Source organism: Sorangium sp. So ce117, assembly GCF_051524395.1.
GTDB lineage: Bacteria > Myxococcota_A > Polyangia > Polyangiales > Polyangiaceae > Sorangium > Sorangium cellulosum_B.
In genome coordinates this window covers 11,379,099-11,403,006 of sequence record NZ_CP150309.1, presented here as the reverse complement: position 1 = coordinate 11,403,006, position 23,908 = coordinate 11,379,099, and the positions used below count along the sequence as shown (strand labels likewise).

General features: G+C 71.3%; 21 protein-coding genes. 7 read left to right on the top strand and 14 right to left on the bottom strand.

From position 1 onward, the window contains the following. Positions 1 to 17: 17 nt before the first annotated feature. The 5 genes from rdgB to WMF46_RS42810 form a co-directional block, all read right to left on the bottom strand. Complete coding sequence (gene rdgB, locus WMF46_RS42830) at positions 18 to 641, bottom strand: RdgB/HAM1 family non-canonical purine NTP pyrophosphatase (RefSeq protein WP_437982493.1); 624 nt, start codon at positions 639 to 641, stop codon at positions 18 to 20. Continuing rightward, positions 638 to 1,411, bottom strand: coding sequence for a ribonuclease PH (rph, locus tag WMF46_RS42825; protein ID WP_437295791.1), 774 nt, complete (start codon positions 1,409 to 1,411; stop codon positions 638 to 640). Before rph ends, rdgB begins: the two co-directional genes overlap by 4 nt. Positions 1,412 to 1,481: 70 nt before the next feature. Next, positions 1,482 to 2,498: a murein hydrolase activator EnvC family protein gene (locus WMF46_RS42820; RefSeq protein ID WP_437982492.1), complete on the bottom strand. Its 1,017-nt coding sequence runs from the start codon at positions 2,496 to 2,498 to the stop codon at positions 1,482 to 1,484. Next, on the bottom strand, positions 2,495 to 3,388 hold the full coding sequence (locus WMF46_RS42815; protein ID WP_437712586.1) for a cell division protein FtsX: 894 nt from the start codon (positions 3,386 to 3,388) through the stop codon (positions 2,495 to 2,497). The genes WMF46_RS42820 and WMF46_RS42815 overlap by 4 nt, the downstream gene beginning before the upstream one ends. A 41-nt stretch (positions 3,389 to 3,429) precedes the next feature. Further along, entirely contained in the window at positions 3,430 to 4,248 is an 819-nt protein-coding gene (locus tag WMF46_RS42810; protein ID WP_012240581.1) for a cell division ATP-binding protein FtsE, read from the bottom strand. Between the two features lie 104 nt (positions 4,249 to 4,352). On the opposite strand from WMF46_RS42810, the gene WMF46_RS42805 reads away from it, so the two are divergent. The 4 genes from WMF46_RS42805 to WMF46_RS42790 all read left to right on the top strand — a co-directional run bounded on the left by WMF46_RS42805 (position 4,353) and on the right by WMF46_RS42790 (position 10,127). Then, positions 4,353 to 5,201, top strand: coding sequence for a methionyl-tRNA formyltransferase (locus tag WMF46_RS42805; RefSeq protein WP_437982491.1), 849 nt, complete (start codon positions 4,353 to 4,355; stop codon positions 5,199 to 5,201). Positions 5,202 to 5,325: 124 nt separating this feature from the next. After that, positions 5,326 to 6,474 (top strand): hypothetical protein, encoded by a 1,149-nt coding sequence (locus WMF46_RS42800; protein ID WP_437982490.1) that lies wholly within the window; start codon positions 5,326 to 5,328, stop codon positions 6,472 to 6,474. A 21-nt stretch (positions 6,475 to 6,495) separates the two neighbouring features. Further along, on the top strand, positions 6,496 to 9,546 hold the full coding sequence (locus WMF46_RS42795) for a BamA/TamA family outer membrane protein (protein ID WP_437982489.1): 3,051 nt from the start codon (positions 6,496 to 6,498) through the stop codon (positions 9,544 to 9,546). Between the two features lie 59 nt (positions 9,547 to 9,605). Further along, on the top strand, positions 9,606 to 10,127 hold the full coding sequence (locus WMF46_RS42790; protein ID WP_437982488.1) for a hypothetical protein: 522 nt from the start codon (positions 9,606 to 9,608) through the stop codon (positions 10,125 to 10,127). Positions 10,128 to 10,287: 160 nt separating this feature from the next. Here WMF46_RS42790 and WMF46_RS42785 read toward each other — a convergent pair whose 3' ends face one another. From WMF46_RS42785 to WMF46_RS42770, 4 genes are all read right to left on the bottom strand, one after another. Then, positions 10,288 to 10,467, bottom strand: coding sequence for a hypothetical protein (locus WMF46_RS42785; protein ID WP_044967002.1), 180 nt, complete (start codon positions 10,465 to 10,467; stop codon positions 10,288 to 10,290). 316 nt (positions 10,468 to 10,783) lie between these two features. After that, entirely contained in the window at positions 10,784 to 11,080 is a 297-nt protein-coding gene (locus WMF46_RS42780; RefSeq protein ID WP_437546551.1) for a hypothetical protein, read from the bottom strand. Positions 11,081 to 11,506: 426 nt separating this feature from the next. Further along, positions 11,507 to 12,790 (bottom strand): penicillin-binding transpeptidase domain-containing protein, encoded by a 1,284-nt coding sequence (locus WMF46_RS42775; RefSeq protein ID WP_437982487.1) that lies wholly within the window; start codon positions 12,788 to 12,790, stop codon positions 11,507 to 11,509. A 174-nt stretch (positions 12,791 to 12,964) separates the two neighbouring features. After that, positions 12,965 to 14,416, bottom strand: coding sequence for a porin (locus tag WMF46_RS42770; RefSeq protein ID WP_437982486.1), 1,452 nt, complete (start codon positions 14,414 to 14,416; stop codon positions 12,965 to 12,967). Positions 14,417 to 14,931: 515 nt separating this feature from the next. On the opposite strand from WMF46_RS42770, the gene WMF46_RS42765 reads away from it, so the two are divergent. Continuing rightward, positions 14,932 to 16,044 carry a PhoH family protein gene (locus WMF46_RS42765; protein WP_437982485.1) on the top strand — a complete coding sequence of 371 codons (1,113 nt, stop codon included), beginning with the start codon at positions 14,932 to 14,934 and terminating at the stop codon, positions 16,042 to 16,044. Positions 16,045 to 16,099: 55 nt separating this feature from the next. On the opposite strand, the gene WMF46_RS42760 is transcribed toward WMF46_RS42765, so the two are convergent. Further along, positions 16,100 to 16,723 carry a hypothetical protein gene (locus WMF46_RS42760; RefSeq protein WP_437982484.1) on the bottom strand — a complete coding sequence of 208 codons (624 nt, stop codon included), beginning with the start codon at positions 16,721 to 16,723 and terminating at the stop codon, positions 16,100 to 16,102. Positions 16,724 to 16,812: 89 nt separating this feature from the next. Next, on the bottom strand, positions 16,813 to 17,478 hold the full coding sequence (locus tag WMF46_RS42755; RefSeq protein WP_437982483.1) for a class I SAM-dependent methyltransferase: 666 nt from the start codon (positions 17,476 to 17,478) through the stop codon (positions 16,813 to 16,815). A 1,060-nt stretch (positions 17,479 to 18,538) separates the two neighbouring features. Here WMF46_RS42755 and WMF46_RS42750 point away from each other — a divergent pair. After that, positions 18,539 to 19,114 (top strand): hypothetical protein, encoded by a 576-nt coding sequence (locus WMF46_RS42750; RefSeq protein WP_437546540.1) that lies wholly within the window; start codon positions 18,539 to 18,541, stop codon positions 19,112 to 19,114. Between the two features lie 92 nt (positions 19,115 to 19,206). Here the strand turns inward: WMF46_RS42750 and WMF46_RS42745 are convergent, their stop codons facing one another. From WMF46_RS42745 to WMF46_RS42735, 3 genes are all read right to left on the bottom strand, one after another. After that, positions 19,207 to 20,640 (bottom strand): hypothetical protein, encoded by a 1,434-nt coding sequence (locus WMF46_RS42745; RefSeq protein WP_437982482.1) that lies wholly within the window; start codon positions 20,638 to 20,640, stop codon positions 19,207 to 19,209. Positions 20,641 to 20,992: 352 nt separating this feature from the next. Then, positions 20,993 to 21,889: an SUMF1/EgtB/PvdO family nonheme iron enzyme gene (locus WMF46_RS42740; RefSeq protein ID WP_437982481.1), complete on the bottom strand. Its 897-nt coding sequence runs from the start codon at positions 21,887 to 21,889 to the stop codon at positions 20,993 to 20,995. 321 nt (positions 21,890 to 22,210) lie between these two features. Continuing rightward, entirely contained in the window at positions 22,211 to 22,939 is a 729-nt protein-coding gene (locus tag WMF46_RS42735) for a hypothetical protein (RefSeq protein WP_437988001.1), read from the bottom strand. A gap of 628 nt (positions 22,940 to 23,567) precedes the next feature. Here WMF46_RS42735 and rplV point away from each other — a divergent pair. Further along, the gene (rplV, locus tag WMF46_RS42730) at positions 23,568 to 23,906 is read left to right on the top strand and encodes a 50S ribosomal protein L22 (protein WP_012240567.1); all 339 of its coding nucleotides are present in this window, start codon (positions 23,568 to 23,570) and stop codon (positions 23,904 to 23,906) included. The last annotated feature ends 2 nt before the right edge of the window (positions 23,907 to 23,908 follow it).

Here is a 23,908-nt window from a genome sequence, read left to right as displayed (position 1 = left end):
GCGCACCGCCTGTCGTCCTACCGTCGCGCGACCAGCGCCTCGAGCGAGGAACGCATCTCCCGCGCGGCCTTGCCGCGGTGGCTCACGAGGTTCTTCTCGGCCTCGCCGAGCTCGGCCATCGTCCGTCCGTAGCCCTCCACGACGAACAGCGGATCATATCCGAAGCCGCCCGCGCCCCTGGGCTGCCTGCCGATCCACCCCTCGCAGCGCCCTTCGGTCACGACGGGCTGCGCCTCGGACCGCGGATCGAGCAGCACCATCACGCAGCGGAAGCGCGCTCGGCGCCGGTCGTCCGCGACGTCGACGAGCGCCGCGAGCAGGGCCTCGTTGTTCTCCGTGTCGGTCGCGCCCTCCCTCGCGAAGCGAGCGGACCGGACGCCCGGTCGTCCGTCGAGCGCGTCCACCTCGAGCCCCGAGTCCTCGGCGAGCGTCACCATCGCCGACCGGAGCGCCCCGGCGCGCACCTTGAGGAGCGCGTTGTCCAGGAACGTCGCGCCGTCCTCGACCACCGGCGGCGCGCCCGGCAGCACATCCGCCAGCGAGAGCACCTCGATCGGGAGGTCGGAGAGCAACGAGCGCAGCTCCACGAGCTTTCCTCGGTTGGAGGTTGCGGCGAGCAGGCGCAGCGGCTCTCGGCTCACGCGACCCTCCAGCGATCCGTCTGGAAGAGGGCGGAGAGGTCGACGCCGGCGCTCGACAGCGCCCGGTGCTGCGCGCTCGCGAGCGACGCCACGCCCGCGAGCGCGAGGTCGGTCATGCGATCGAGCTCCGCCCGGGGGATGGCCTCGTCCTCGGCCGTCGCCTGGACCTCGACGATCGAGCCGACCGCCGTCGCCACGACGTTCATGTCGACGCGCGCCGAGCTGTCCTCGGTGTAGACGAGGTCGAGCGCGAGACCGCCCGGGAGGTGGCCCACGCTGATCGCCGCCACCTGATCGCGGAGCACCGGCGCCTCGAGCGATCCGGCCGCGCGCATCCGGTCGAGCGCCAGCGCGAGCGCCACGAAGCCGGCGGTGATCGACGCGGTCCGCGTGCCCCCGTCCGCCTCGAGGACGTCGCAGTCGATCGCGATCGTCCGCTCGCCGAGCTGCTTGAGATCGATCGCCGCCCGGAGCGCGCGGCCGATGAGCCGCTGGATCTCCTGCGTGCGCCCGCTCGGGGCCTTGCCCCGCCCGTCGCGCGGCTCCCTGCGGGCCGGGCTCGATCGCGGGTGCATCTGGTACTCGGCCGTGAGCCAGCCCGCGCCCTTCCCCATCATCCAGGCGGGCACCGTGGGCTCGACCGACGCCGTGCAGAGCACGACCGTCCTCCCGGCGCGGTAGAGGACGGATCCCTCTGCGTTGCGGTGGAACCCGAGGATCATCTCCACGGGGCGGTGGACATCGAGGGCGCGGCCGTCAGGGCGATTCACGGGGCCGCCTTAGCACACTTCGCGCGTCGCGCGGGCTCGCCTCGCGGCGGCGCGCTGCGGGCTCGCGCCGCTACATCCCGAACCAGGGACCCGGGTCGATCACCTCGGCGCCGCGCCTCAGCTCGAAGTAGAGCTTCGCGCCGTTCGGTCCGCTCGCGACCGTGCCCACCCGCGCCCCGCCCGGGAGCTGATCGCCGGCGCGCACGTCCGCGGCGCCGAGGTTCGCGTACACCGAGTAGAGCCGCTCGCCGTGATCGACGATCACGGTGAGCCCGTAGTCCGCGTACGTGTCGGCGAAGGCCACCCGCCCCGCGGCCACGCTGCGGACCGGCGCGCCGTCCAGCGCGGTGAGCTCGACGCCGGGGCCGCCGGCGCCGCGGCGCGACACCTTGCGCACCTCCGCGCGGCCGGCGATCGGGAAGGGGAGCCGCCCCATGAGCGAGCGAAAGCCGGCGCGGCGATCGAGCTCGGCGGGCCCGGTGTCCGCGCCGTAGATCGCGAGGTAGTCGGGGCGCACGCTCGTCTCGAACGCGCGCGAGAACGCGGCGCGGCGCTCCTCCTCCTGGGCCAGCGCGACCCGGGCGCGGTTCATCGCCTCGCGGTGCACCTCGAGGGGCGCGCGCTCCGCTCCGAGGTGCGTGAGCCGGTCCGCGAGCTCGGCGCTGCGCCGGGTCAGCTCCGCCTCGCGGGCGAGGTCGCGCTCGAGGGCGAGCCGGGTGCGCTCAACGCGGGCGGCGTGGTCCACCAGCGCGTCGAACCCGCCGCCCACCGGGAGGAAGCCGGCGCGGACGTGGCGGTAGTACGCGCGCCCGCGCGCGATCATCCGGCGGCGGGTGAGCTCCAGCGCGGGGCCGATCGCGTCGAGCTCGGCGCGCAGCGCCTTCTCCTCGGCGTCGAGCTTCGCGAGCAAGCGATCGAGATCGTTCTCGGCCAGCGCGGAGCCCGGGCGCGCCGCCGGGGCCGGGGCCCTGGCCGTCCAGGCGGACGTGGGCGCCGGGGCGCCCGGCGCCGGCACCTCGGCGCCGCTCGTCGCGGCGCCGGTGAGGAGCGCCAGCGCGAGCGGCGCGAGCCGGGCGCGGCGCCTCACACGGCCACCATCTTGCGCAGCGTGAGCAGCGCGGTCGTGGCGCCGAGCGCGGCCCCGAGGGTGACCATCCCGAACGCGACCTCCCACGGCAGGAACGACGGCGAGACGCCGAGCAGGTTGGCGAGCTCGTGATCGAAGCGGCCGCGCACCATCATGAACAGGGCGCCCAGCAGGAGCAGCGCGCCTGCCGCGCCGGCGGCGCCCTGCGTCGCGCCCTCGACGATGAACGGCCGGCGCACGAAGCCGTCGGTCGCGCCGACCAGCTTCAGCACCTCGACCTCGATCTTCCGGCGATGCAAGAGCAGGCGCATCGTCGAGCCGATGACGCTCACGACGGCGCAGAGGACGATCGCGGCGAGGCACGCGCTCGCGGCGACGCCGCCGCTGAGGAGGGACGACAGCCGCTCCGTCCAGCGCTGGTACGTCTCCACCGTGTCCACGGCCGGCAGGGCGCGCAGCTTCACCGTCATCGAGGCGAGCGCCTCGTCGGAGACCTCCTCGGTGAAACCGACCTCGAGCGACGCGGGGAACGCGCTCGGCGGGAGCGCGGCGAGCGCCTTGTCGCCGTCGTCGTGCACCACCTCGCGGCGCGCCTCGGCGCTCGTCACGAGCCGCACCTTCTTGACGCCCTCGGTGCCCTCGAGCGCCCGGGTGAGCTCCGCGGTCTGCGCATCGGTCGCGCTGTCGCGCAGGTAGACCGTGGCGCGGCCGGCGCGCGACCAGCGATCGCGCACCGCCACGAGGTTCGTGACCACGAGGAGGGCCGACGCGAGGCAGACGAACGCGACCGCGAGCGAGAAGATCGACAGCGCCTGCAGCCGCCAATCGCTCCTCCCTGCCCGCCAGGTGCGAAGCCATCTCCGCCGATCGTCACGCTCGCTGGTCTGCATCCGGTTCCCTCTATCCGTCTCGTGAGGCGGAGCCCTCGGCGCTACGCCGCGCCGCGCACGCCGCTATCCATCTCGTCCTCGTCGCCGTCCGCGAGCTCGCCGCCGGACCCGAGGCCGTGCGGTACGTCGGTCGCCTTCCCGTCGTCGAGCACGACCACGCGCCGGGGGCGCACGTCGAGCAGCGTCCGATCGTGCGTCGCGAACAGGACGGTCGTGCCAGTCTCGTGGATGTCCTCGAACAGCCCGAGCAGATCGATCGCGAGCTGAGGGTCGAGGTTGCCCGTTGGCTCGTCCGCGAGGATCAGCGTCGGCTCTCCGACGATCGCCCGCGCGATCGAGACGCGCTGCTGCTCGCCGCCGCTCAGCACCTGCGCTCGGTCGCCGCCGCGCCCCGCCAGGCCGACGCGCTCGAGCGCCTCGCCGACCCGGGTCCGGAGCAGGCGCGACGGGAGGCCGAGCACCTCCAGCGTGATGGCCACGTTGTCGAACACGGTCCAGCTCGGGACCAGCTTGAAATCCTGGAAGACGAAGCCGATGTTGCGCCGGAGCGCGGGGATCGAGGCGTCGGTCAGGCGCGCGATGTCCCGGCCGAGGAAGAGGATCCGGCCATCGTCGACGCGCTCGGTGCGGTGCACGAGGCGGAGGAGCGTGCTCTTGCCCGAGCCGCTCGGGCCCGTGATGAACACGAACTCGCCGCGCTCGATCGAGAGCGACATCCCGCGCAGCACCGGCTGATCGGCGCGGTACGACTTGTAGACGTCCTCGAAGACGAGGATCGGCCGGCGCGCGGCGGACGCGTCGTAGCGGTGGCCGGGCCGGAGCGCCGGACGAAATGAGCCTTGCAGAGGGGGCGCCGCCATCGGAGCCTTCACCTATCAGCCTGCTCGCACACGGAAAACTTTTCGGCCGACGCCCGGGCGAGCGCCCTCTGCGGGTCGCCTTTTTTGGTCTCCCGCTGGCGGCGTTGCTGCTCCACGGCGACGGTCACGAGATCGCCCTCGCCGCGATCAGCCGCGCCGACGCCGTGGGGCTCCGCCGGGCCCGCCGGATCTTCGGCTCGCGCCTCCTGCTGCGTCCCGACGTCGAGCGCCCGGAGCTCGCGTCGCGCGTCGAGGCGCTCGCGCCCGATCTCCTGGTGAGCTGGTTCTGGACCACGCGCCTGCCGATGTCGCTCGTGAGGGCGGCGCGGCTCGGCGGGATCGGCGTGCACCCCTCGCTGCTCCCCCGTCATCGCGGGCCGGACCCCACGTACTGGGCGATCGCCTCGGGGGACGCCGAGAGCGGCGTCACGGCGCACCGGATCGAGGCGGAGTACGACACCGGCGAGATCCTGGAACAGGAGAGGCTCCCCATCGATCCGGGGTGGACCGCGTGGCAGCTCGCCCGGGCGCTCGACCGGCCGAGCCTCCGGGTCCTGCGGCGCACCGTTGCCCGGTTCGCGCGCGGCGAGGAGGTGGCGGGCGTCGCCCAGGATCCGGCGCTCGCGACGGAAGCACCTGCGCCGGACGACGAGGCGTGCGCCATCTGCTGGTCCTGGCCGACGGAGCGCGTCCTCCGGCACGTCCGCGCCCTCGCGCCGGCTCCGGGCGCGTGGACCGAGATCGAGGGCGCCTGCGTCATCGTCCTGCGGGCCGCGCCGGCGGCGAGCTTCCCCGAAGCGCTTGCGCCCGGCGAGGCGGTTGTCGAGGGCGGGGCGGTCCTGGTGCGGACCGGCGACACGGCCGTCGCGCTGCTGGAGGGGGAGATCGACGGAGAGCCGGCGTCGGTGGGTGAGCTCGCGGCCCTCGTGGCGTCGGGCGCGACGCGCGGGTGACCGCCGGCAGGGGGGCGCTTGGCGCTCGGCCGCGTCGCCGGCGGGGTCGCCTGGTCGGCTCGCGACCATCGAATCCTGAACCTATGCGCGCGCGACCGCGTAGGATGCGCCCTTCGGAGGATTCATGTCGGAACCCGCGCAGCTTGCGAAAAGCGCCCGCGAACTGCTCGCCGCGGCGCTCAATGCGCTCCAGTCGAACGGGGGGGTGTCGCCTGAGATCGAGGCGCTCGCCGAGCCGATAGCGCAGGCGATGGGCATCATGCACCGCATCGAGCGCTCCGGGGGTCAGGCCCTCGACGGCAGCGAGATCGCGCTCGGCCATGTGCGCGACGTCCTGAACCGTCTGCAGAGGATCACCGCGGCCGAGCCGGTGGTGGACGTGCTGATGGAGCACGTCGCCTCCTCGCTGAGCAAGGTCAACGCGCTGAGCAGGGCGCAGGCCGCCGGCGCCTCCGCGCAGGCGCGTGCGCCCGTGGCGGCGGCCGCGCCAGCGCCGGTCGCGCCAGCGCCTGTAGCGGTGGCCGCGCCAGCGCCGGTAGCGCCTGTAGCGGTGGTCGCGCCTGCGCCCGTCGTGGCGGTGGCTGCGCCAGCACCGGTAGCGCCAGCGCCTGTAGCGGTGGCCGCGCCAGCGCCGTTCGCACCTGTAGCTGTCGCCGCGCCAGCGCCGGTAGCGCCAGCGCCTGCAGCGGTGGCCGCACCCGCGCCGTTCGCGCCAGCACCTGCAGCGGTGGCCGCGCCTGCGCAGGCCGCGTCTGTGCCCGCGGTGGCCGTGTCTGCGCCCCTCCAGCACACGCTACCCTCGCCGCAGCAGCCGCAGCAGCCGCGGCGTGCGCCGGCGCCCGCCTCGCCCGCTTACCCCGCCGCGTCGCACCCGGTCGCGGACCCACGCGGCGCTCCGCCGCCCCAGGCCATGCCGCAGCCCGTCGACCACCGCACCCACGCGGCGGTCGTCGATGTCGAGCTCGGCGCTCTGACACCGTCGAATTTTTACAAGGGGCTGGCTGGCAACGACGTCATCGAGCACGGGGGCATCTTCGTCGCGACCTACAAGATCCCGCCGACGGGCTCCGTCGTGACCCTGCGTGTCCGCCTGCCGGGCAATTACGAGTTCACCGCGCAGGCCGCGGTCCGGTGGACGCGCGAGGCAGGCGGCTCGAGGGACTCGGCCGAGCCAGGCTTCGGCGCCCGGATCACGCAGATCTCGGCGGAGGGCCGGCAGCTCGTGTCCCGGTTCACGCGCAACAGGGAGCCGCTCTTCTACGACGACCTCTGAGGTCGCAACGCCGCCTCGATCGTGGTGAACTCTTCTCCCGCGCGCGCCGGCTCGCGAGCGAGCCGGCCGCTCCACCGCGCAGCGTCCGTCCTCTCTGCCGTCGCCCTCGCGGCGCTGCTGCTCCTCGCGCCGCGGCCGGCCTGGGCGACGGGCGACCCCGATCTCGCCTTCTGGACGCTCGAGACCGCCCACTTCCGCGTGCACCATCCGCAGGGCCTCGAGCCCATCGCGGCGCGCATCGCCTCGCTCGCCGAGACGATCTACGGGCGCGTCGAGGATGCGCTCGGCTACGCCCCGAAGGGCCGCACGGAGATCCTGATCACCGACGACTCCGAGATAGCGAACGGGTCGGCCGGCACGCTCCCCTACAACTCGATCCACCTCCTCGCATCCGGTCCGGACGACCTGTCGACGCTCGGCGACTATGACGACTGGTACCTCGATCTCCTCACGCACGAGTTCACGCACATCGCGCACATCGATAACACCTCGGGGATCCCGGCGATCCTGAACGCGATCGTGGGCAAGACGTTCTCGCCGAACCAGGTGCAGCCGCGGTGGATCATCGAGGGGCTCGCCGTGGTGAGCGAGAGCCACCACTCGAGTGGTGGTCGGATGCGCTCGAGCATGTTCGACATGTACCTGCGCGCCGACGTGCTCGAGGACAACATCGCGGGGCTCGATCAGATCTCGAGCTCCGCGTTCCGCTGGCCGCAGGGCAACCTCTGGTATCTCTACGGATCGCGGTTCCTGGGCTGGATCATCGACGTCTACGGGCCCAACACGATGCGCGCCGTCTCCGCCGACTACGGGGCGTCGCTCCTCCCGTGGGGGATCAACCGCGCCATCCGCCGCGTGACCGGCAGGACCTACGTCGAGCTGTACGACGGCTGGAAGGACCACCTCCGCCGGCTCTACCGGGAGCAGATGGCGGCCGTCGAGGCGCGCGGGCTCCGCGAGGGCGCGCGGCTCACCTACCACGGGCGCAACGTGCTCTACCCGCGGTTCGTTCCGCCCGCCGCGCGCCGGACCGCTGCAGACGAGATCGTCTACTTCCGCGACGACGGCGGGGAGCGCCCCGGTATCTACCGCGTCTCCCTCGCCGCGCCCGCGCCCGGGAGCGAGCGCCACGAAGCGCTGGTCGCGCGCACCAACGCGCCCTCGCGACCGGCGTTCACGCCGGCAGGTGACCTGATCTTCACGGCGCTCCTGCCGTGGCGCAACCACTACTACCGAAACGATCTGGTCTTGCTCCCGCGCGGCGAGGCGGCGCCCGACGGCGACGAGCCCTGGCGGCGCCGGTTGACGCACGGCCTCCGATCCTCGGCCCCGGACGTGAGCCCGACCGGAGATCTCGTCGCCTTCTCCCTCAACAGCAAGGGCACCCGCTACCTGGAGATCGCGCGGCTCTCCAGGGATGGCGCCCTGTCCGACCGGCGCGATCTCGTCCCGAGCGCCCGCTTCGAGCAGGCCTACTCCCCGTCGTTCTCGCCCGACGGAAAGCGCCTCGCGTACAGCGTCTGGACCGCCGGCGGCTATCGCGACATCCGCGTGGTGGACGTCGCCACCGGCAGCTTCCGACAGGTGACCCGCGATCGCGCGACCGACATGAACCCCGTCTGGTCGCCCGACGGCGAGACGCTCTATTTCACCTCCGATCGCACCGGCATCCACAACGTCTACGCCTACGGCGTCTCGTCCGGCGTCTTGCGCCAGGTCACGAACGTGAGACTCGGGGCCTTGCACCCGGCGATCAGCCCCGATGGCAAGACGCTTGTCTATGTCGGATATACCTCTCGGGGCCATGACCTCTTCGCCATGCCGCTCGATCCGGCGCGCTTCCTCCCGGCGCCGCCGCCCCCGGGCGATCGCCCCGATCCCGCCACCGAGCCTTCGGCGGCGCGGCTCGAGCGCGTCCCTTACAACCCGCTTCCCACGCTCGCGCCGCGCGCGATCACGCTCGACTACGCGCCCGGGAGCTATGGCTCGAACGCGCTCACGGTGAGCGTGACCGGCACCGACATCGTCGGTCGCCACACGATCTTCGGCGAGCTCACCGTGCAGCCGGACGCGCCGGCCCCGAACGTCCTGCTCGGGTACAACTACGGCCGGCTGCCTGTCGACCTCGGCGTCCGCGCGTACCACAACATCTCGCCGCGCGGCGGCTATCGCCTCAACGGCCGCAACGTCGTCTACGACGAGCGAACGATCGGGGTCTCCTCGGGCATCAGCTATCCGATCCGCGGCGAGTTCTCGCGGCATACCCTGAGCGCGTCGTTCGGCAGCGCCGCGTTCAAGGGGCAGCTCCCCATCGGCGACAAGCTCGACCCGTACGCGCCCCGGACCATCCTCCCGCCGCGGGGCACCCTGAACCTCGCGCACCTCGGCTACGCATTCTCGAACGCCGAGGGCTCGCTCGACGCCGCCGGCGCGCCGCGCGGGGTATCGCTGAGCGCTGGCCTCGATTACGCCGGCCCGGAGACGGGCAGCAGCTACACGACCTACGCTTTCTCGACGGGCCTCACCGCCTACGTCGCCATGCCCTGGTCAGGCGATCACACCCTCGCGTTTCGCGTCGCCGGGGCGGTGTCTGGCGGCAACTTCCCCCGGGGCGCCAGCTATGGCGTGGGCGGGTACGATCTCGAGAACCTCACCCTCGTCGACACATTGCTCACCGGGGTCACGAATAGCTCGTTCACGCTCCGTGGCTACGCGCCGGGCGCGATGTTCGGCCGCTCCTATTTCGCGCAGACGTTCGAGTACCGCGTGCCCGTCCTGCAACCTGACCGCGGCCTCGTGACGCTGCCGATCTACCTGCGCCGCATCGACGCGAGCCTCTTCCTCGACCACGGCGGCGCATTCAACCGCTTCGAGATGGGCGACCTCGCCCTCTTCACGCGGAAGAGCCTGCTCTCGCCCCAGCTGCACGCATCGGTCGGCGGCGAGCTGTGGCTGAGCTTGAGCATCGGGTACGTCCTCTCCTCGCAGCTGCGCTTCGGGTACGCCTATGGCCTGAGCGATCTCGCGATCCCCGGCGGTCAGTTCTACTTCGTCGCGACGAACTCGTTCTGAGCGCCGCGCGCCTGCTGGAAATTTTGCCCGCGCCGACCCGTTCGCCCAGGGTGCTCGGCATGCGCCGCGTCCTCCTCGCCCTGAGCCTCTTGCCCCTCGCCAGCTGCGGCATCGCCCCGAGCACGTCCCAGCGCCTCACCGAAGCGGCGCTCGAGATGAACACGGCTGCCCGGTTCGGCCGCATGGATGTCGCGCTCGAGCGCGTCGGCTCGAACGCGCGCCAGGATTTCATGAATCGTCACGCCGGGTGGGGCACCCGCCTCCGGGTCGTCGACGTGGAGTTCGGCGGCTTCGAGATGACCCAGCGCGAGGAGGCCGAGGTCTACCTCGACGTCCTCTGGCTGCGGAACGACGAGGCCACCGTCCGCAGCACCCGGGTGGCGCAGCGCTGGCGCGACGAACGGGGCCATTGGGAGCTTATCGGCGAGGAGCGAAGGGAGGGCGACACTGGGCTCCTCGGCGAGCCCCCGCCCAAGGAGCCCCAGCCCACGCAGAATGGGGCTGGCGATTCGGCGAGCGCGACCGACATGGGTCGGCAGCCCGGCCTGAGCCTCCACACGCGAGTGATTCGCGACGAGTGAGCGCCGCCGCTGACGAGGTCTGCGGCCGCGCGCCGGGGGGCGCGCCGGGCCGAGCACAACGCCGGCGTGCGAGGCCTGGGTGAGCGACGGGATCGCAACAGCGCGGCGATGCGACGGGTGGCGCGTGGTGCGCGGTGGAACGACCGCGCCTCGCGCCCCATCAAGCAGCCGGCGAAGGGCTCGCAGGAGCGGCGCTCTTGGGAGCGCGGGGCTTCTTGGCCTTGCCAGCGACCTCCGCCGGGGCCTTCGCCAGCTTGCTGCGCTTGGCGCGCTCCTTCTTGGCAGCCTGCGCCTTGCGGCGCCTCATCTTCATCGACTGGCGGCGATCGCGCTTGCCCATCTGCTTCAATCTCCTCACGGTCGGGGGCGCGGCATCATGACGACAGCTCGCCAGGCGAGCCCCATCCTGCACCGGTGGATGGCCTACCGCGGGGCCCCTCAAAGGGAGCGGGACTCTGCCCAAGAGCGAATGGAAGCGCAAGGGGCAATGCGCGCGGAGATGCAGTTCTCGTGCTAGACGAGTGTGCAGTGCATCGCGCCGCCGTGAGGCGTTGACCTCCGCCTCGCTGCCTCCGGCCGCCCGGTCACATCAGAGGCGCGCGCTCGTTCTGAAGGATCCGAAGGATCTGCGCCGCCTGGGCCGCATCTGGCAGCGCTCAGCCGCCGACCGCGCCGTCCAGCGCGACCTCGCGGCCGCGCACCTCGAGGCGGTACCGGGAGTTCACGGTCTCTATGTAGAAGACTTCGCGCCCGGCGAGGCGCAACACGCGCTTGACCGGCGTCGTGACATATTCATGCATTCCGTCGGAGAACTCGATGACGATGACCGAGCCTTTCCGTGGTGCACGGACGAGCCGGCCAACGACTGCGCGTGATCCCCGGCCGAGCTTGCGGAGCACAACCTGCACAACAGAGATGCTAGCACGCGGATCTCGGCCGAGCACAAGCTGCACAAGCAGCGCCTCTCGCAACTAGGTCCCACCCTGGCCCAGGGTGTCCGGCTGCATCGGAGCGGTCCGGACCTTCGCGCCGCGGACGGCGAGCCGGCGGGAGGGGTCGCTTCCCGGGCGGAAAGTTTCCATGAATCGATCGCGCGTCGCGGCGTGTACGTTGAGCCTGCACACCTGCCGGCCACCAGGCAGGCACACCGGTCCGTGACGCACCGTCATCGCCGGATCCTGGTGAGGGCGGAAATCACGACGAACGATTTCGGCCTTGCGGAGGCCTCGTGAAGGCTGCTCGGTGGTCTTCCTGACGGGCCGACAATGCGCTGGCGCGTCGGTCGAGGGGACCTCACCGGGGGCACGGCGCCGCGTTCAGGTGCATCTGCGCAGCGCGGCGCCGATCGGCCTGGCGCGCTGCGGCTCGTCGGCTCCGCGTCAGCGGCGAAGTGCTGTCGCGCCTGTCCGGTTGTTCGGATCGCTCACGCCGGGCGCGCCCTTGTCAGCGAAGTAGGTGCGGAGCATGTCGCATGCGACGTTCGTCGCCTTCACCCGCCATTTCGCGCCGTTGGCGACCATCACGGAGATGGCGACCTCGGGCTTGCGGCTCGGCGCGAACCCGACGAACCAGGTGTAGAAGGGCCCCTCGGGCGTCGGCTTCGTGAGCGTCCCCGTCTTGCCCGCGACGCGGATATCCGGGAGGTAGGGGCGGCCGTTGCGATCATGGAACGAGCGGTAGCTCGTGCCGTTATCGACCGTCGCCTCCATCATCGCGGTCACCGCGTTGGCCGTGCTCTCGTCCATCACCCGCTTGAGCACCTGGCGCTCGCTCGGGCCCTGATAGATGTCGCCGATCTCGTCCTTGACGCTCGACACGACGTGGAGCCGGATCATCTCGCCGCCATTGGCGAGCGTGGTCGCCAGGTTCGCCCCCTGGAACGGCGACAGCGTCGTGTTCCAGAAGCCCGCGGCGGTCCGCGCGAAGCCGAGATCGTCTTCCGGGAGCGAGATCGTGCTCGCCGCGACCTTCACGTCGAACGGCGTGTCCTGACCCCAGCCGAGCTTCTCGGCCACGGCGCCGAGCTTCTCGCGGTCGAGGTTCTTCGCGGCGAGCCGCGCGAACACCGTGTTGATGCTCCGGCCCATCGCCTGCGCGAGCGTCGCGCAGTACTTGTCGCGGCGCTTGTTGTCGACCATGTCCGCCGGCCGGATCGAGTGCTCGCCGCCCGAATAACACTGCTTGGTGTTCGGGCTCAGGCCCGCCTCGACGAGGGCGGTGCCGGTCACGACCTTGAAGACGCTCGCCGACGGCGCGGTGGCCTCTGCAGCGACGTCGTGCATCGCCCCCTCGTTCACATAGCTCGCCCAGACCAGCACCTTCCCGGTGCGGATATCGGTCATGACGACCGCGCCCTCCGGGACCTGGCCTGCCCGCAGGAAGCCGAGCGCCGCCCGCTGGTACATCGGGTCGATGGTCAGCTCCGCGACGCGGTCGGCGTGCGCCGGCGCCGTGGGAGGGGTCTTCCGGTCGTCGATGCGCGTCAGATCGAGATCCGTGAGCGGCGGCGGCGTCACGGTCCGCGTGATCGTCGGGCCCCCGGCGGTCGTCTTCTTGGCGAGCAGCCCCCCGAGCTGGACGTCGTGCTCGCGCAGCATGGGGAGGGTCACGGCCACGAGCCCCACGGCTGCACCGACGGCGATCCACTGACGCATGTCGCGCATGGCCCGACGGGTACCCCGCCGCGCTGTCCTGGGCCAAAATTGAGGCGCGCGACCTCGCCGGCGCGGCTCCCGCGCCGCCGGCGCGCCGCGCGGGGCGCCCGCGGCGCGGATCGTTGGAGGGCAAAAGGATGAGGGGCGCGGCCGGGACGCCGGCCGCGGCGGGGCGGAGGCGCGTCAGAACGACATGCTGAGCCTGGCGCCGAGCTCGTGCAGCGCGTGCGCGTCCGGATCGGCGGGCGTCACCGTATTGCCGGGCACCCGGAGGAGGTTCTCGCTGGAGCCGCTGCCGGGCGTCAGGTAGGCGCTGTAATTCACGCCGAGCCGTATGTTTTTCGTATACCAGTAGTTCGCGGCGAGGCCGATCTGCATGACGTTGAGGTCGGTGCCCGGCCCCCCCTCGGCGCCCGGCGTCTTCTCGTCGTACGCACCCCCGCGCGACGCGCCGTCGTACGTCGCGTTGATCCCCGCGAGGAGCGCCGCCACCTCGAGCCCCGACTTCGGCTTCTCGATCTCCTTCGACAGATCGACCTTCGTGGGGCGCGGGCTGAACCCTGGATCGCCGCTGACGAAGGCGTCGCCGACCGGCCACGCCGAGAGCTGCACGTACCAGCCGAGCCCCTTCACCTGCCCGAGCCGTTCGGTGTTGGTGAGCTGAAAGCCCTCCACGGCCTCGCGCGTCTCGTTCGCGACGTAATACGCCTCGGCCCGGAGCTCGACCATCTTGATGGGCAGCCGGAGCTCGCCGCCGATCGCGGCCTGCGAGGCCGACGGGATGACGTGGATCGGGCGCTTCAGCGAGTCCGTGTAGCCGGCGCCCCAGAGCGTATAGCCCTGCGCCGTCCTGATGGCCGCATAGTCGTAGCCCACGTACTCTTGGTCGCGGTCGCCGTAGCGCGCGCTGACGCCGATCTGCGCCTTCGCGAGCAACCCCTTCTTGTCGCTGGCGAACGGGCGCGCGACCACGCGGCCGATGAAATCGAACTGGCTGTCGACGCCCGGCCGGTTCTGCCCGTCGCCGCCGACCATGCTGACGCCGTAGACGACCATCCTGTCGGCGACGTCGCCCCAGATCGTCAGGCCGATGTCCTTGCCCTCGGGGTAGGCGAAGCTCCGGGTCGCGATGTTGCGCTCCATGAACGTCGTGCCGTTGTCGCTCGACTGGTTATCCATCGAGAAGAACGCCTGGTGCTGCCCGAACAGGAAGTTGAGCGCGGGCATGACCGAGTAGTTGATCCAGGCGTCGGCGAGCACGGCGTTCGCGGTCGTGCTCTCGACGGGCGCGAAGCGCGCGCTCTCGGCCGTCGGCGTTTGCCCGGCCGCAGCGGCGGCGTTCTCGGTCCGGCCGTTGGCGTTCGCGAGCCCCTGGCCGCCGAAGTCGACGTCGACATCGAAGGAAAACCTCTTCAGGAACTCGCCGGCCACCTCGAGCCGCGCGCGGCGGATGAAGAGGCGCGGCTTGAGCGCGCTCCCACCGCCCGCCGCCGACACGTCCGACACGCCGGCGCCGAAGCTGCTGGCGAAGTCGAAGTTCAGCCTGCCCTTCGGGTAGAGCCGGAAGTTGTCGTTCGCGTCCCGGAGGAAGAAGCCGCCGTGCCAGCCGGCGAGCGGCTGCTGCTCTTCTTTCACGATGGCGGCATCGGCGGTCGGCGCGAACACCTGCGCAGGCGGAGGAGGCGGCGGCGCGGCGGTCGGTGCCGCTCCAGGGGGCGGGGGCGGCGGCAGCTGCTCTGCGGGCGGCGCCGCGTCGGGCGGCGGTGCGGGCGTCGGAGCGGCAGCGGGCGGAACCGCGCCGGCAGGAGCCGCCGGGGCAGCGGCCGGAGGCGGCGGCGGGGCAGGTTGCGCTGGGCCCTGGGGTCCAGGCTGTGCTAGCGCCGAAAGGCCCGACAGCGTAACAGTCATGCCCAGCAGCGCCGATGTAGCTAACCTCATGCAGTTCTCCCTGTGTGCGGCTCGCCCGCTCGCCGGATCTCGCATGCACTGCGACGCGAAATTATGACCAGGACGTTACGATTCTGTGTAGGCCATACGGCGAGCGAGCGCGACGTTCGAGCGAGATGTGGGCCGCGTCAAGGTCCTGCTCATGGAGTTGTGGCACGTGCCGGCGACGGAGCGCCGGGGCAGAGGCGGGGAAGGATCACGGGATGACGACCAGCGTGCGGATCACGGCGGATGTCGAGGTGCTCGACAACAGCACCTTGGTGGCCCTCGCCGGGCCGGGGAACGAGCATCTCAAGCTCATCGCGCGCACTCTTGGCATCGAGTCGGGCGTTCGAGGCAACACGATCCGGCTCGCCGGGGACGCGGACAAGGTCGCGCTCGCCGAGCGGTGCCTGGCAGAGGCCGCGCAGATGTTGAGGAGCGGCGTGGTCCTCGATCCCCAGGACTACGTGCGCGGAGTGCAGGCGCTCCGGGACGACCCGGGGATGACCTTGCGGGATCTGTTCGAGGACGTCGTCCTCATCTCGGCGCGCCGCCGGCCCATCTCGGCGAAGGGGCTGGCGCAGAAGCGCTACATCCAGGCGATCCGATCGCACGACATGACGTTCGGCATCGGGCCGGCGGGGACGGGCAAGACCTACCTCGCGATGGCCATGGCGGTGCACGCGCTGCTCGAGCGCCGCGTGAAGCGGATCATCCTGACCCGTCCTGCCGTCGAGGCGGGAGAGCGGCTCGGCTTCCTCCCCGGCGATCTCGCCGAGAAGGTGAATCCTTACCTGCGCCCGCTCTACGACGCGCTCCATGACATGATGGATGCGGACAAGGCGCAAGGCCTCGTGACGCGCGGTCAGATCGAGGTCGCGCCGCTGGCCTTCATGCGCGGCCGCACGCTCAACGATTGCTTCGTCATCCTCGACGAGGCGCAGAACGCGACGAGCGACCAGATGCGCATGTTCCTCACCCGCCTCGGCTACGCCTCCCGCGCCGTGGTGACGGGCGACGTCACGCAGGTCGATCTCCCGCACGGCGCGCGCAGCGGCCTCGCGGAGGCGCGCGAGCTGCTCTCGGGGATCGAGGGGATTGCGATCTGCTCGTTCACCGAGGTCGACGTCGTGCGCCACCCGCTCGTGCAGCGGATCATCGTGGCGTACGAGCAACGGGACGCCGAGGTGGCGCGCCAGCGCGAGGAGCGGCGGGCGGAGGCGGGTCGCGGCGGCGCGCGCGGCGGCGCAGCGGGAGAGGCCGGGGCTGCACCGCAGGAGCCGCAGGGCCGCGCGCCAGCAGGCGAGCCGGGAGGAGCCGGCGCGGCGAGCTGACGCGCGACGCAGCCGGGCGAGACGCCGGCGTCGGCGTCTCGCCCGGCTGCGCTGATCATTTCTTCTTCAGCTCGATCGGGGACTCGCGCACCAGGAGGGCATCGGGCCCGGTCACCCGGATCCTGCCGTGGATGGCGTTCTCCTTCAGCTCGCCGACCAGGACGCCGGTCATCGCGTTCGGCGCGCGCGGATCGTCGGGGAAGACCGATGCGCGGACCATGCCGTCCTCGACCTTTCCCACGAGCGTCGCGTCGCCGAGCGCTCCCTTCGCGGTGCCCTTCAGCTCACCGCTCGGCTCGATGGTCAGCGTCACCGTCCCAGGGCCGGTGACCTGCTTCCCGTCGTCCTTCTGGCGCGCTGCGTCCTTGACCTTCGGGGGCATCACGACGCTGCCTTTCTTGGCGTCGTAGCGCCCCTCCCATGTCCCTTGCCATGCGGGTGTGCCCTTCGGCTCGCCCGCGTCTCCCGGCGCGCCTGCGCTCGGGGGCTCTGCTGCGGCCGAGCTGGCCGCGGGCGGCGCGAGCTGCGCGCTCGGCTGAGGCGGCGGGGGCGCGGGCCGCTCCGGCTCGCTCGGGCGAGGCGGGCCCTCCTCGCATGCCGCGAGGACGACGGCAAAGGACAGGAAGAGCGCGGGGGCAACGCCGCGCGCCCGGCGAGCTCGTGTTCGGGTGGCGTTCACGTGGACGCTTTTATTACGAGCCGGGCTGGCCGTCGCGTCGATTTGACGTGCCCGCGCCGCGGCCCGGACCAGCGCGCGGCGCCTTCGGCTCAGGAGGCCCTGCGGAACGCGAGGGTCCAGTGCCGGTCGCTCGTCATCTGCGCGCATTCGGGGGGAATCCGGAGCGAGCGCAGCACATCACGCACCTCGTCGAGCGAGAGCGCCGCGCGCAGCGACGCGTCGAAGAGGGCTCGCTGGTACGCGGTGTCGTTCGCTGCGTACGTGTCGACGAGGGCGGCGATCGACGCCTCGTCTTCCGGACGGACCAGGTCCCGCACGAACAGGAGCCCCCCGGGCTGGAGGACGCGGAGCATCTCGCGCAGCACCTGCGCTGGCTCCGGGACGTGGTGGACGATGCTGTTCGAGAGCACGGCTGAAAACGTCTCATCCGGTTCAGGCAGCGCCTTGGCATCCACGAGCGCGAGCGCGATGGCCTCGGTGAGCCCGGCCTGCTCGACATGGCGGCGCCCGAGTTCGAGCATCGCCGCGGAGAGGTCGATCGCCTTGATCCGCGCGGCGGGGGCGCGCCTGCAAAGCTCGATGGGCAACAGGCACGTCCCTGTGCCGACGTCGAGGGCGTATGCGAGACCGGGGTTGTGGGAGAGGAGCGCGTCGCAGAACGCCGTGTTCACGGCGGCGTGATCCATGCTGTCGTAGGCCCGCGCGTCCTCGTCGGTATCCATGACCTCTGGCTCGAGCACGCGCACCAGCGACATGCGCGCATCCTTCTCCGCGGCCGACGCGCGTGTCAACCGATTGTCGGCGGCTGGTCAATCTCGGCAGCCGGTCGGACGGAGGTCGAGCGGGGGCGGGGTGGGTCCTGGGCGTCGTCGATGTAGATATGGACAGGAAGGCGTTTGAAGAGGTCGAGGCGGAGCGGGCCGGCTCCGGCCGCGCGCGCACACCGGTCCGCCGGACACGACGGCCTTCAGGCGCCTACCCAGCTGGAGCCGCGGGCTCCGGCCGCGCGCGTGATGTTGAGAGCGGCGCTGCGCGGCCCGAGCGGCGCCTCCGGCGACGGGACCGGCGCAGAGTCGTCATTTCGAAGAGCTCGGCGGGTTGGCGCGCGATCGGGCGGTCAGCGTGGGTCCGCGCAATCCCCGGCGTGATGAGCGGATGTCGGGCAGAGAGCTCGACCCGGAGTCCCGGCCCGCCGGCGCTCATAGCGAAGCGTCCGTGCTGCGCCCTACCTGTCGAGCGGGGCATCCTATCAGGCCTCCGCATAGGTCAGTCATGCGCCCGGGGCGTGCAATGTAGACACGCGCCGGCCGCCTGTGTGTGGTCGCCAGGCGGTCGCACCCTGCGTGAGGCGCTTCAATGATTGGGGCTGGGGAGGCTCGCGTCGGGTCGCTGCACCTCGCGGATGTGCGCGCGCCCGCATTGCCGCCCGTGACGGGCGCGGCCCCGCGGCGCGGGGTTGCTCGGTTCTCGGACGGTGCTTACCTGCCCAGACCTGAGCACCCGAGACACGCAATGCCGCGGTGCATCGTCAAGGGGGCCGAGTGAGGATTGGCGCGGCCCAGGGGCCGTCCCGCGCGGGGGAGGGGTCTCGGCCATCAATCGACGCTGGCGTGGGTTTCATCGCTCGGCGCCTGTCGAGCAAAGCAGCCCAGCCGTTCGGGGCCGTCCCGTCCAATGAGCTCTCCGATTGAGCCCGCCCGCAGCGCCTATTGAAAGAAAAGACGGCCCGCTATCCTCAATTCGCTTGACCAGGCAAGTGGCAACGGCATAGTCGTATCCAACCGCCGAGCTGGATTCGGCGACGAGGGAGAGCACATGGCAACGGACGCCTTTTCACAGCAGATTGTAAACCTCGTGCGGAAAATGCCGGACGAGGCGATCCTCGCGCTCGTCAAGAATCAGCTGGGCGCCGTGACAGGGGAAGCGCCGTTGGTTCCTCCTGCGGCGCCGCGCCGCGGCCGCGCGCGCGCCCGCGCTGCTGGAGCGGTCCAGTCCAAAACGTCTTCCGTCGCGGCCAAGCGCGGCGCCGCGCCGAAGCGTCGGCCTGGTCGCCCGCGCAAGTCGCCGGCCGCCTCGGCGGAGCGTCAGGAGACGCTGGATGCCGTCGAGCGCGTCGTCAAAGCGAGCTCTGGCGTCAGCGCGAGCGAGGTGGCGAAGCAGGCGGGTATCCCGCAGACCCGCGCCGCCGCCGCGCTGAAGGAGCTGAAGCTGGAGAAGCGGATTTTCCAAGGTGGCGACCGTCGCTTCGCCCGCTATGCAGGCGACGCGAAGACCGCCGAGCAGGCGAGCGCGAACGCGCGCAAGACCGCGGCTGGGCCTGCGCCTGTCGTGAAGAAGCCGAGCGTCAAGGGGCGCAAGCGCGTCGCTCCGGCTGCCGCTCCTCCGAAGTAGGTCTGGGGACCACCGCGCACGTCAGCATCAGATGGGATGCAAGCTGTGCTGACGCGCTGCGTTTGGAATGACTATCCCGTTCGAGACGGAGCTCAGGGCGGGCTCCAGGTGAGCCCGCCATCATCGGAGGCCGCGACGTACCAGCCGCGGCGCGATGTCCCGGTGACATCCGCTTGGAGGAGCATCAAGAGTCGATTTCCGAACGAGAGGAGGGCTCCTAGCTCGATACGGCCGCGCTCGCCCGTGGCTTCGCCGATTACCCTGGGGACGTCGTAGATCTTGCCCACCTCCGGCGGTTGCGCGATCGCGATATGGAGCCCCCATCGCGCTGCCGCGCGGGAGGTCAGCACTGCGGTGACGCCTTCGCGTGTGGGCGCCAGGGCGACAGACCGTTCATGCGGCTCCAGCCAGGGTCGAAAGGGCGGTTTCTCGGCGATGACGCAGGTGCCTTGGAGGGTGCACGTCGCGAGCGTGGGCTCTCCGGTTGTGGGCGTCACGACTTCGACCATGATCCGGTCGGCTGCGCAGCCGACCGACGCTCCGGGCGGGGCTTTCGCCGGGAGCTTCAGCACGGCTGTCTGGGCAGCGGAGACGGCGACCACGGCGGTCTTGTCGGGCGCCTGAGGAACGAGCTGGATCGACCAGCCGGCGAAGTCGCATGCTGGTGTCGTCGAGAGCGCGGCGATGGCCGCTGGGTTCATCGCGAGTCCCTCGACGCTCTTCGGTGCGTCGAGCGGCTTCCCCGGCGCGGGGACGGGCCGCACGAGGAGGCTGCGCCCGCGCACCGACAGGAGCATCGGTGGGCGGCCATAGGGCACGGGCAGCGCTTGTTCCTGCGTGGGGAGCGGGACGGGAGGCACCGGCTCTGTGCCGGCCGGCCCCGCATAGACGAGGGTCGCGTGCCGAGGCTTGGGCTCCACGAGCAGCGCGGCGCTCTCGGCGGAGAGCACCGCGGGCACAGCGTTCACCAGCGGCCGCGCCCCGCGGCTCAGCGCGGGAAGCGTGACCGGTGAAGGCGCCGAGAGGTCGGTCGCCTCGAACGGAGCGAAGAAGAGACTCGGCGGCTCTAGCGCGGACGGCGTCCCTCGATTCCCGCGTGTCGCCGTCGGGAGAGCCGGGCCACGCGGACCGGTGGTGAGCACCGTGGCGCCGTCTCCGCCGACCGACCAGGTCGACCACCCCTCGCGGACGCGCCGCAGAGATCGCCAGGTCCGGCCGGCGTTCTCGGTCACGAGCGCGATCGCCTCGTTCTCGACCTCTCCTGTCACCACGGCTCGCCGCTCATCGAGCACGAACGCCCGTCGCCATCGGGTCGACGACGGCGCGAGCGCCGAATCGATGCCACGCGCCTGGCCAATGGCGGTGGTGAGCTCATCCGAGGACGCCGCGCCCGGGGGCGGCGGGACGGTGATGGGCGCTGCCTTTTCCTTCTTCCCGCAACCGAGCGCCAGGAGGGCCGTCAGGGCGGCAAGGGCGGTCGCGGCGGCGCGGCGCCGCGTGGGCGCGCTCACTATGGAGTCGAGCATCGGCAATCTCTTCGCTGGTGTCGCCCTGGCTTGCTGCGCGTCGGCCCCGGCTCCTCCACGACTCGCACGCTCGCTCGCGCCGCGCCCGAGCCGTCTTGTCGGAGCGCCCGTGGCGTCACGGCAAGATGCGCGCGCGGCGACCGCCCTGTCTCCCCGCTGCATCGCCCCGAGCTCCGCGTTCGATTCGCGTCTGCCCCATAGCGGGGTGCGGGTTCGTGCGCTCCAGGCTCATCTGCGTCGTTCGGCTCGCTGCGGCGTACCTTCGTACGCCTCACTCGTCTGCCTAGCGGCTGAGCCCGTATCACACCAACCTGCACCCCGCTATCGCCGGCCGCACGCCGCGCGGCCAGCACTAGTCGGCCTGCTCCGGATCCATGCAGCACCGGAAGCCCGTCGAGTAGTCGTGGTAGCCGAAGGAGTGGGCGGTCGTGGCATATTTGCAGCCCTCGCCGTTGCGCGTCGTGTCCATGAAATAGCCGCCACGGAAGGTGCCGCTCGGATCATCGACCCACTCGTGGAGGTTGCCTACCATGTCGAACACGCCGTAGGCGTTGGTGCATCCCGCGCGGTCGCCCGTCGGGAGCAGCGCCTGGGACAGCTGGTTGATGAGCGGGTTGTTCATCGCCGTCGTCCAGCGCTCCTCGGGCTTGATGTCGAGCAGCGCGGCGATCTCGGCGACGGGGTGAACCCGTCGCTCGTCATCGTTGCACACGCCCTGCTGGCGGAGCGCGCCGTAAGGAAACGTCATGTCGTCCGGCCCTCGGCAGGCGGTCACCCACTCCTCCGAGGTGCACAGGCGCTTGCCCGAGGCCGCGCACGCCATCTTGGCCTGCCGCCCGCTGATGTAGCCCTGGGGGATGACCCCCTGCCAGGACACGGCGCGGACGCGGCGCTCGTTCCCGTCAATCGGATCGTAGGGCGACCAGGGGCGCTCACCGCTGGGCGTCACCTCGACCAGAGCGCCCTCCCAGCGGTCGACGCACACGCGATCGTCGACGAGGGCCATCTCCGCGGGGCAGCGCGCGCTGGCCGTCGAGGAGGACATCGGGATGGCGCCGATCTCGGACTCCATCCCCGAGGCGAGCGTTGCGCTGTCCTTGACGGCAGCGAGCGCGCTCTCCTTGGCCTTGATGCGCCTTTCCGTCGGGACGGCGGCGGTCCCCTCGAGCGAGGCGCGCACCATCAGGCGCGGCGTGATCTGCTCCGCTGTCGTCGACCCCGGAGCACAGCCGGCCGACGCGACGAGCACGCCGAGCAGCGCTCCACCGCGGAATGGACGCGCCCCCGGCGGTCGCGGAACGGAGGCTGCCAGGCGCGGGCGGGAGGAGTCCTTGGCCACGGAGGAGCCGAGGATCCCTTCCCGCGATCTTTTTTGCAACCGAATACCGCGCTCGGGGGCTCCCCGAACGGGCCTACATGAGAGGGTGCGCGCGCCGGGGCGCTAAGGTGGGTGTGAGCTGGTGAGAGGCCCAGAGGTCATCTGGTGTGCGTCGAATGCCAGGGGAAAAGAACGGCGAGAGCAGAGCGCGCACGGTGGGCGCGCAGGCCGTGCACCCGTGGCGGCGCCCGGTCACTCGAAGGCCATGATCTCCTCGTAGCATGCGTCGTAAGCCTCCTGGCAGGAGACATCGGGGTTGTCGTTCATGCAAGCGACGAGATCGTCCGCTGCATCTCGGTTGAGGGGGTTCATCTGAGCCGCGCACTTGGCGGTGTCGAACGTGCCGGCGTCGCAGAACTCGGAGATGGTGTCGCAGATCTCGTCGGCCTGGTGCGGGCACGCGTTGGCGTACGTGCGGTTCATGCACGCTTGAACGGGATCCACATCGCACGCCCGCTCCACGCCGATGTCGCTCAGGCAGTCCACGAGGTCCGCGGCGTGACCCGGGGAGAAGACGGCGAAGCCGTGCTTGCAGAGCCCGTAGCCGATCGGGTCCTCGTCGCGGTTCGCGCCGCACTGGCTCGTCGCCCCCTGCGCAGGCGAGATGTTGATCTCGTCACAGGCCGCGACCGTGAGGTTGCCGTCCGACGCCTCGACGCAGGCGTCGCTGCCACCGGTGCCGCCGTCGCCGCCGTCGCCGCCGTCGCCGCCGTCGCCGCCGGTGCCGCCGTCGCCGCCCTGGCCGCCGTCGCCGCCCTGGCCGCCGTCGCCGCCGCTGCTCGTGGACCCGTGGGTGACGCCGGGGCCGACCGTCTGGTCCACGTCGTTGTCGGTGTCCTCCGTGGTCACGACGCAGCCGGTGTAGATGGCGGGCAAGATGAAGGTAAGAGCGAGGAAAGAATGGCGATGGCGAGCAAGCATGGTCACGTTGCCTCCTACAATGTCAGGGAAGAGTTCCACGGCCTGGTGCGTTCGACTGAACCTGGGGCTCCCCTATTCCCCTCGCAATCCTGCTCTTCGGCCTGGTCCAGCCGTCGATGCCGACGCTCCGGGGGGGCACCTCCGCCGTCGACGGCTCAGGCCGCCGTCGACCGCTTGTTTCAGCTGCATTTCGTCCATGTCAAGAACGGACTTCAGCTTCGTGTTCGTCCGCCCGCCTGCCCGGGCACCGGGCTCGGCGTGCCCGGTGCCCCCGACGTCCGTTCAGGAGCATCTGAAAAGGCGCTCAGCCCGCGGGGACGCGCGAAACAAACTGAAAGGGAGCGGAAGGATCGTGCTTGCGTACCGCGCCTCCCGCTGGTAATCACCGCGCTCCGTTTTCCCGGGCGATCGGGTGTCCTCCCGGTCTCCCAGTAGAAGAGCCGTAACGGCGCTTCGACCCCAGCTCCGCCCCTTCGGCCGCCGCGGGAACCCCCCCGGTGACGCGAAGGGGGCCCACGTCGATGGACGTCGGGCTGGGACCGGAAGCGTACGACGGTGCAACCGGTTCGCAGTGAACCGAAACCCGGTACGGAGTCACTCCGCCCGCCGGTGTCGCGAGGTGTCTCGAATGGTAAGCAAAGCCAGTGCGATGTTTTCGCGGATCGCCCCGCGCAAGGCTCGCATGATCGCCGATCTCGTTCGAGGTCGCGACGCGGACGAGGCGATCCAGCTGCTCTCGTTCACGCAGAAGAGCGGAGCCCCCGTCCTGCGGAAGATCATCGAGAGCGCGGTCGCGAACGCCCAGCAGGCGGGCGCCGACATCGACGCGCTCTTCATCAGCAAGGCCACCGTCGACAAGGGGCCGAACAAGTTCAACCGCCGCTGGCGGCCGCGCGCGATGGGCCGTGCGACCCGGATCACCAAGGGCGTGTCGCACATCGTCATCGAAGTCGACGAGAGAAAGTAAGT

What these genes read in the sequence shown, in the direction of transcription:
- WMF46_RS42755 (WP_437982483.1), bottom strand. Translation starts at nt 17,478, where the DNA reads ATGTCGCTGGTGCGCGTGCTCGAGCCAGAGGTCATGGATACCGACGAG.
- WMF46_RS42785 (WP_044967002.1), bottom strand. Translation starts at nt 10,467, where the DNA reads ATGGGCAAGCGCGATCGCCGCCAGTCGATGAAGATGAGGCGCCGCAAG.
- WMF46_RS42745 (WP_437982482.1), bottom strand. Translation starts at nt 20,640, where the DNA reads ATGCTCGACTCCATAGTGAGCGCGCCCACGCGGCGCCGCGCCGCCGCG.
- rplV (WP_012240567.1), top strand. Translation starts at nt 23,568, where the DNA reads ATGGTAAGCAAAGCCAGTGCGATGTTTTCGCGGATCGCCCCGCGCAAG.
- WMF46_RS42800 (WP_437982490.1), top strand. Translation starts at nt 5,326, where the DNA reads ATGTCGGAACCCGCGCAGCTTGCGAAAAGCGCCCGCGAACTGCTCGCC.
- WMF46_RS42810 (WP_012240581.1), bottom strand. Translation starts at nt 4,248, where the DNA reads ATGGCGGCGCCCCCTCTGCAAGGCTCATTTCGTCCGGCGCTCCGGCCC.
- WMF46_RS42735 (WP_437988001.1), bottom strand. Translation starts at nt 22,939, where the DNA reads ATGCTTGCTCGCCATCGCCATTCTTTCCTCGCTCTTACCTTCATCTTG.
- WMF46_RS42775 (WP_437982487.1), bottom strand. Translation starts at nt 12,790, where the DNA reads ATGCGCGACATGCGTCAGTGGATCGCCGTCGGTGCAGCCGTGGGGCTC.
- WMF46_RS42815 (WP_437712586.1), bottom strand. Translation starts at nt 3,388, where the DNA reads ATGCAGACCAGCGAGCGTGACGATCGGCGGAGATGGCTTCGCACCTGG.
- WMF46_RS42790 (WP_437982488.1), top strand. Translation starts at nt 9,606, where the DNA reads ATGCGCCGCGTCCTCCTCGCCCTGAGCCTCTTGCCCCTCGCCAGCTGC.
- WMF46_RS42765 (WP_437982485.1), top strand. Translation starts at nt 14,932, where the DNA reads ATGACGACCAGCGTGCGGATCACGGCGGATGTCGAGGTGCTCGACAAC.
- WMF46_RS42750 (WP_437546540.1), top strand. Translation starts at nt 18,539, where the DNA reads ATGGCAACGGACGCCTTTTCACAGCAGATTGTAAACCTCGTGCGGAAA.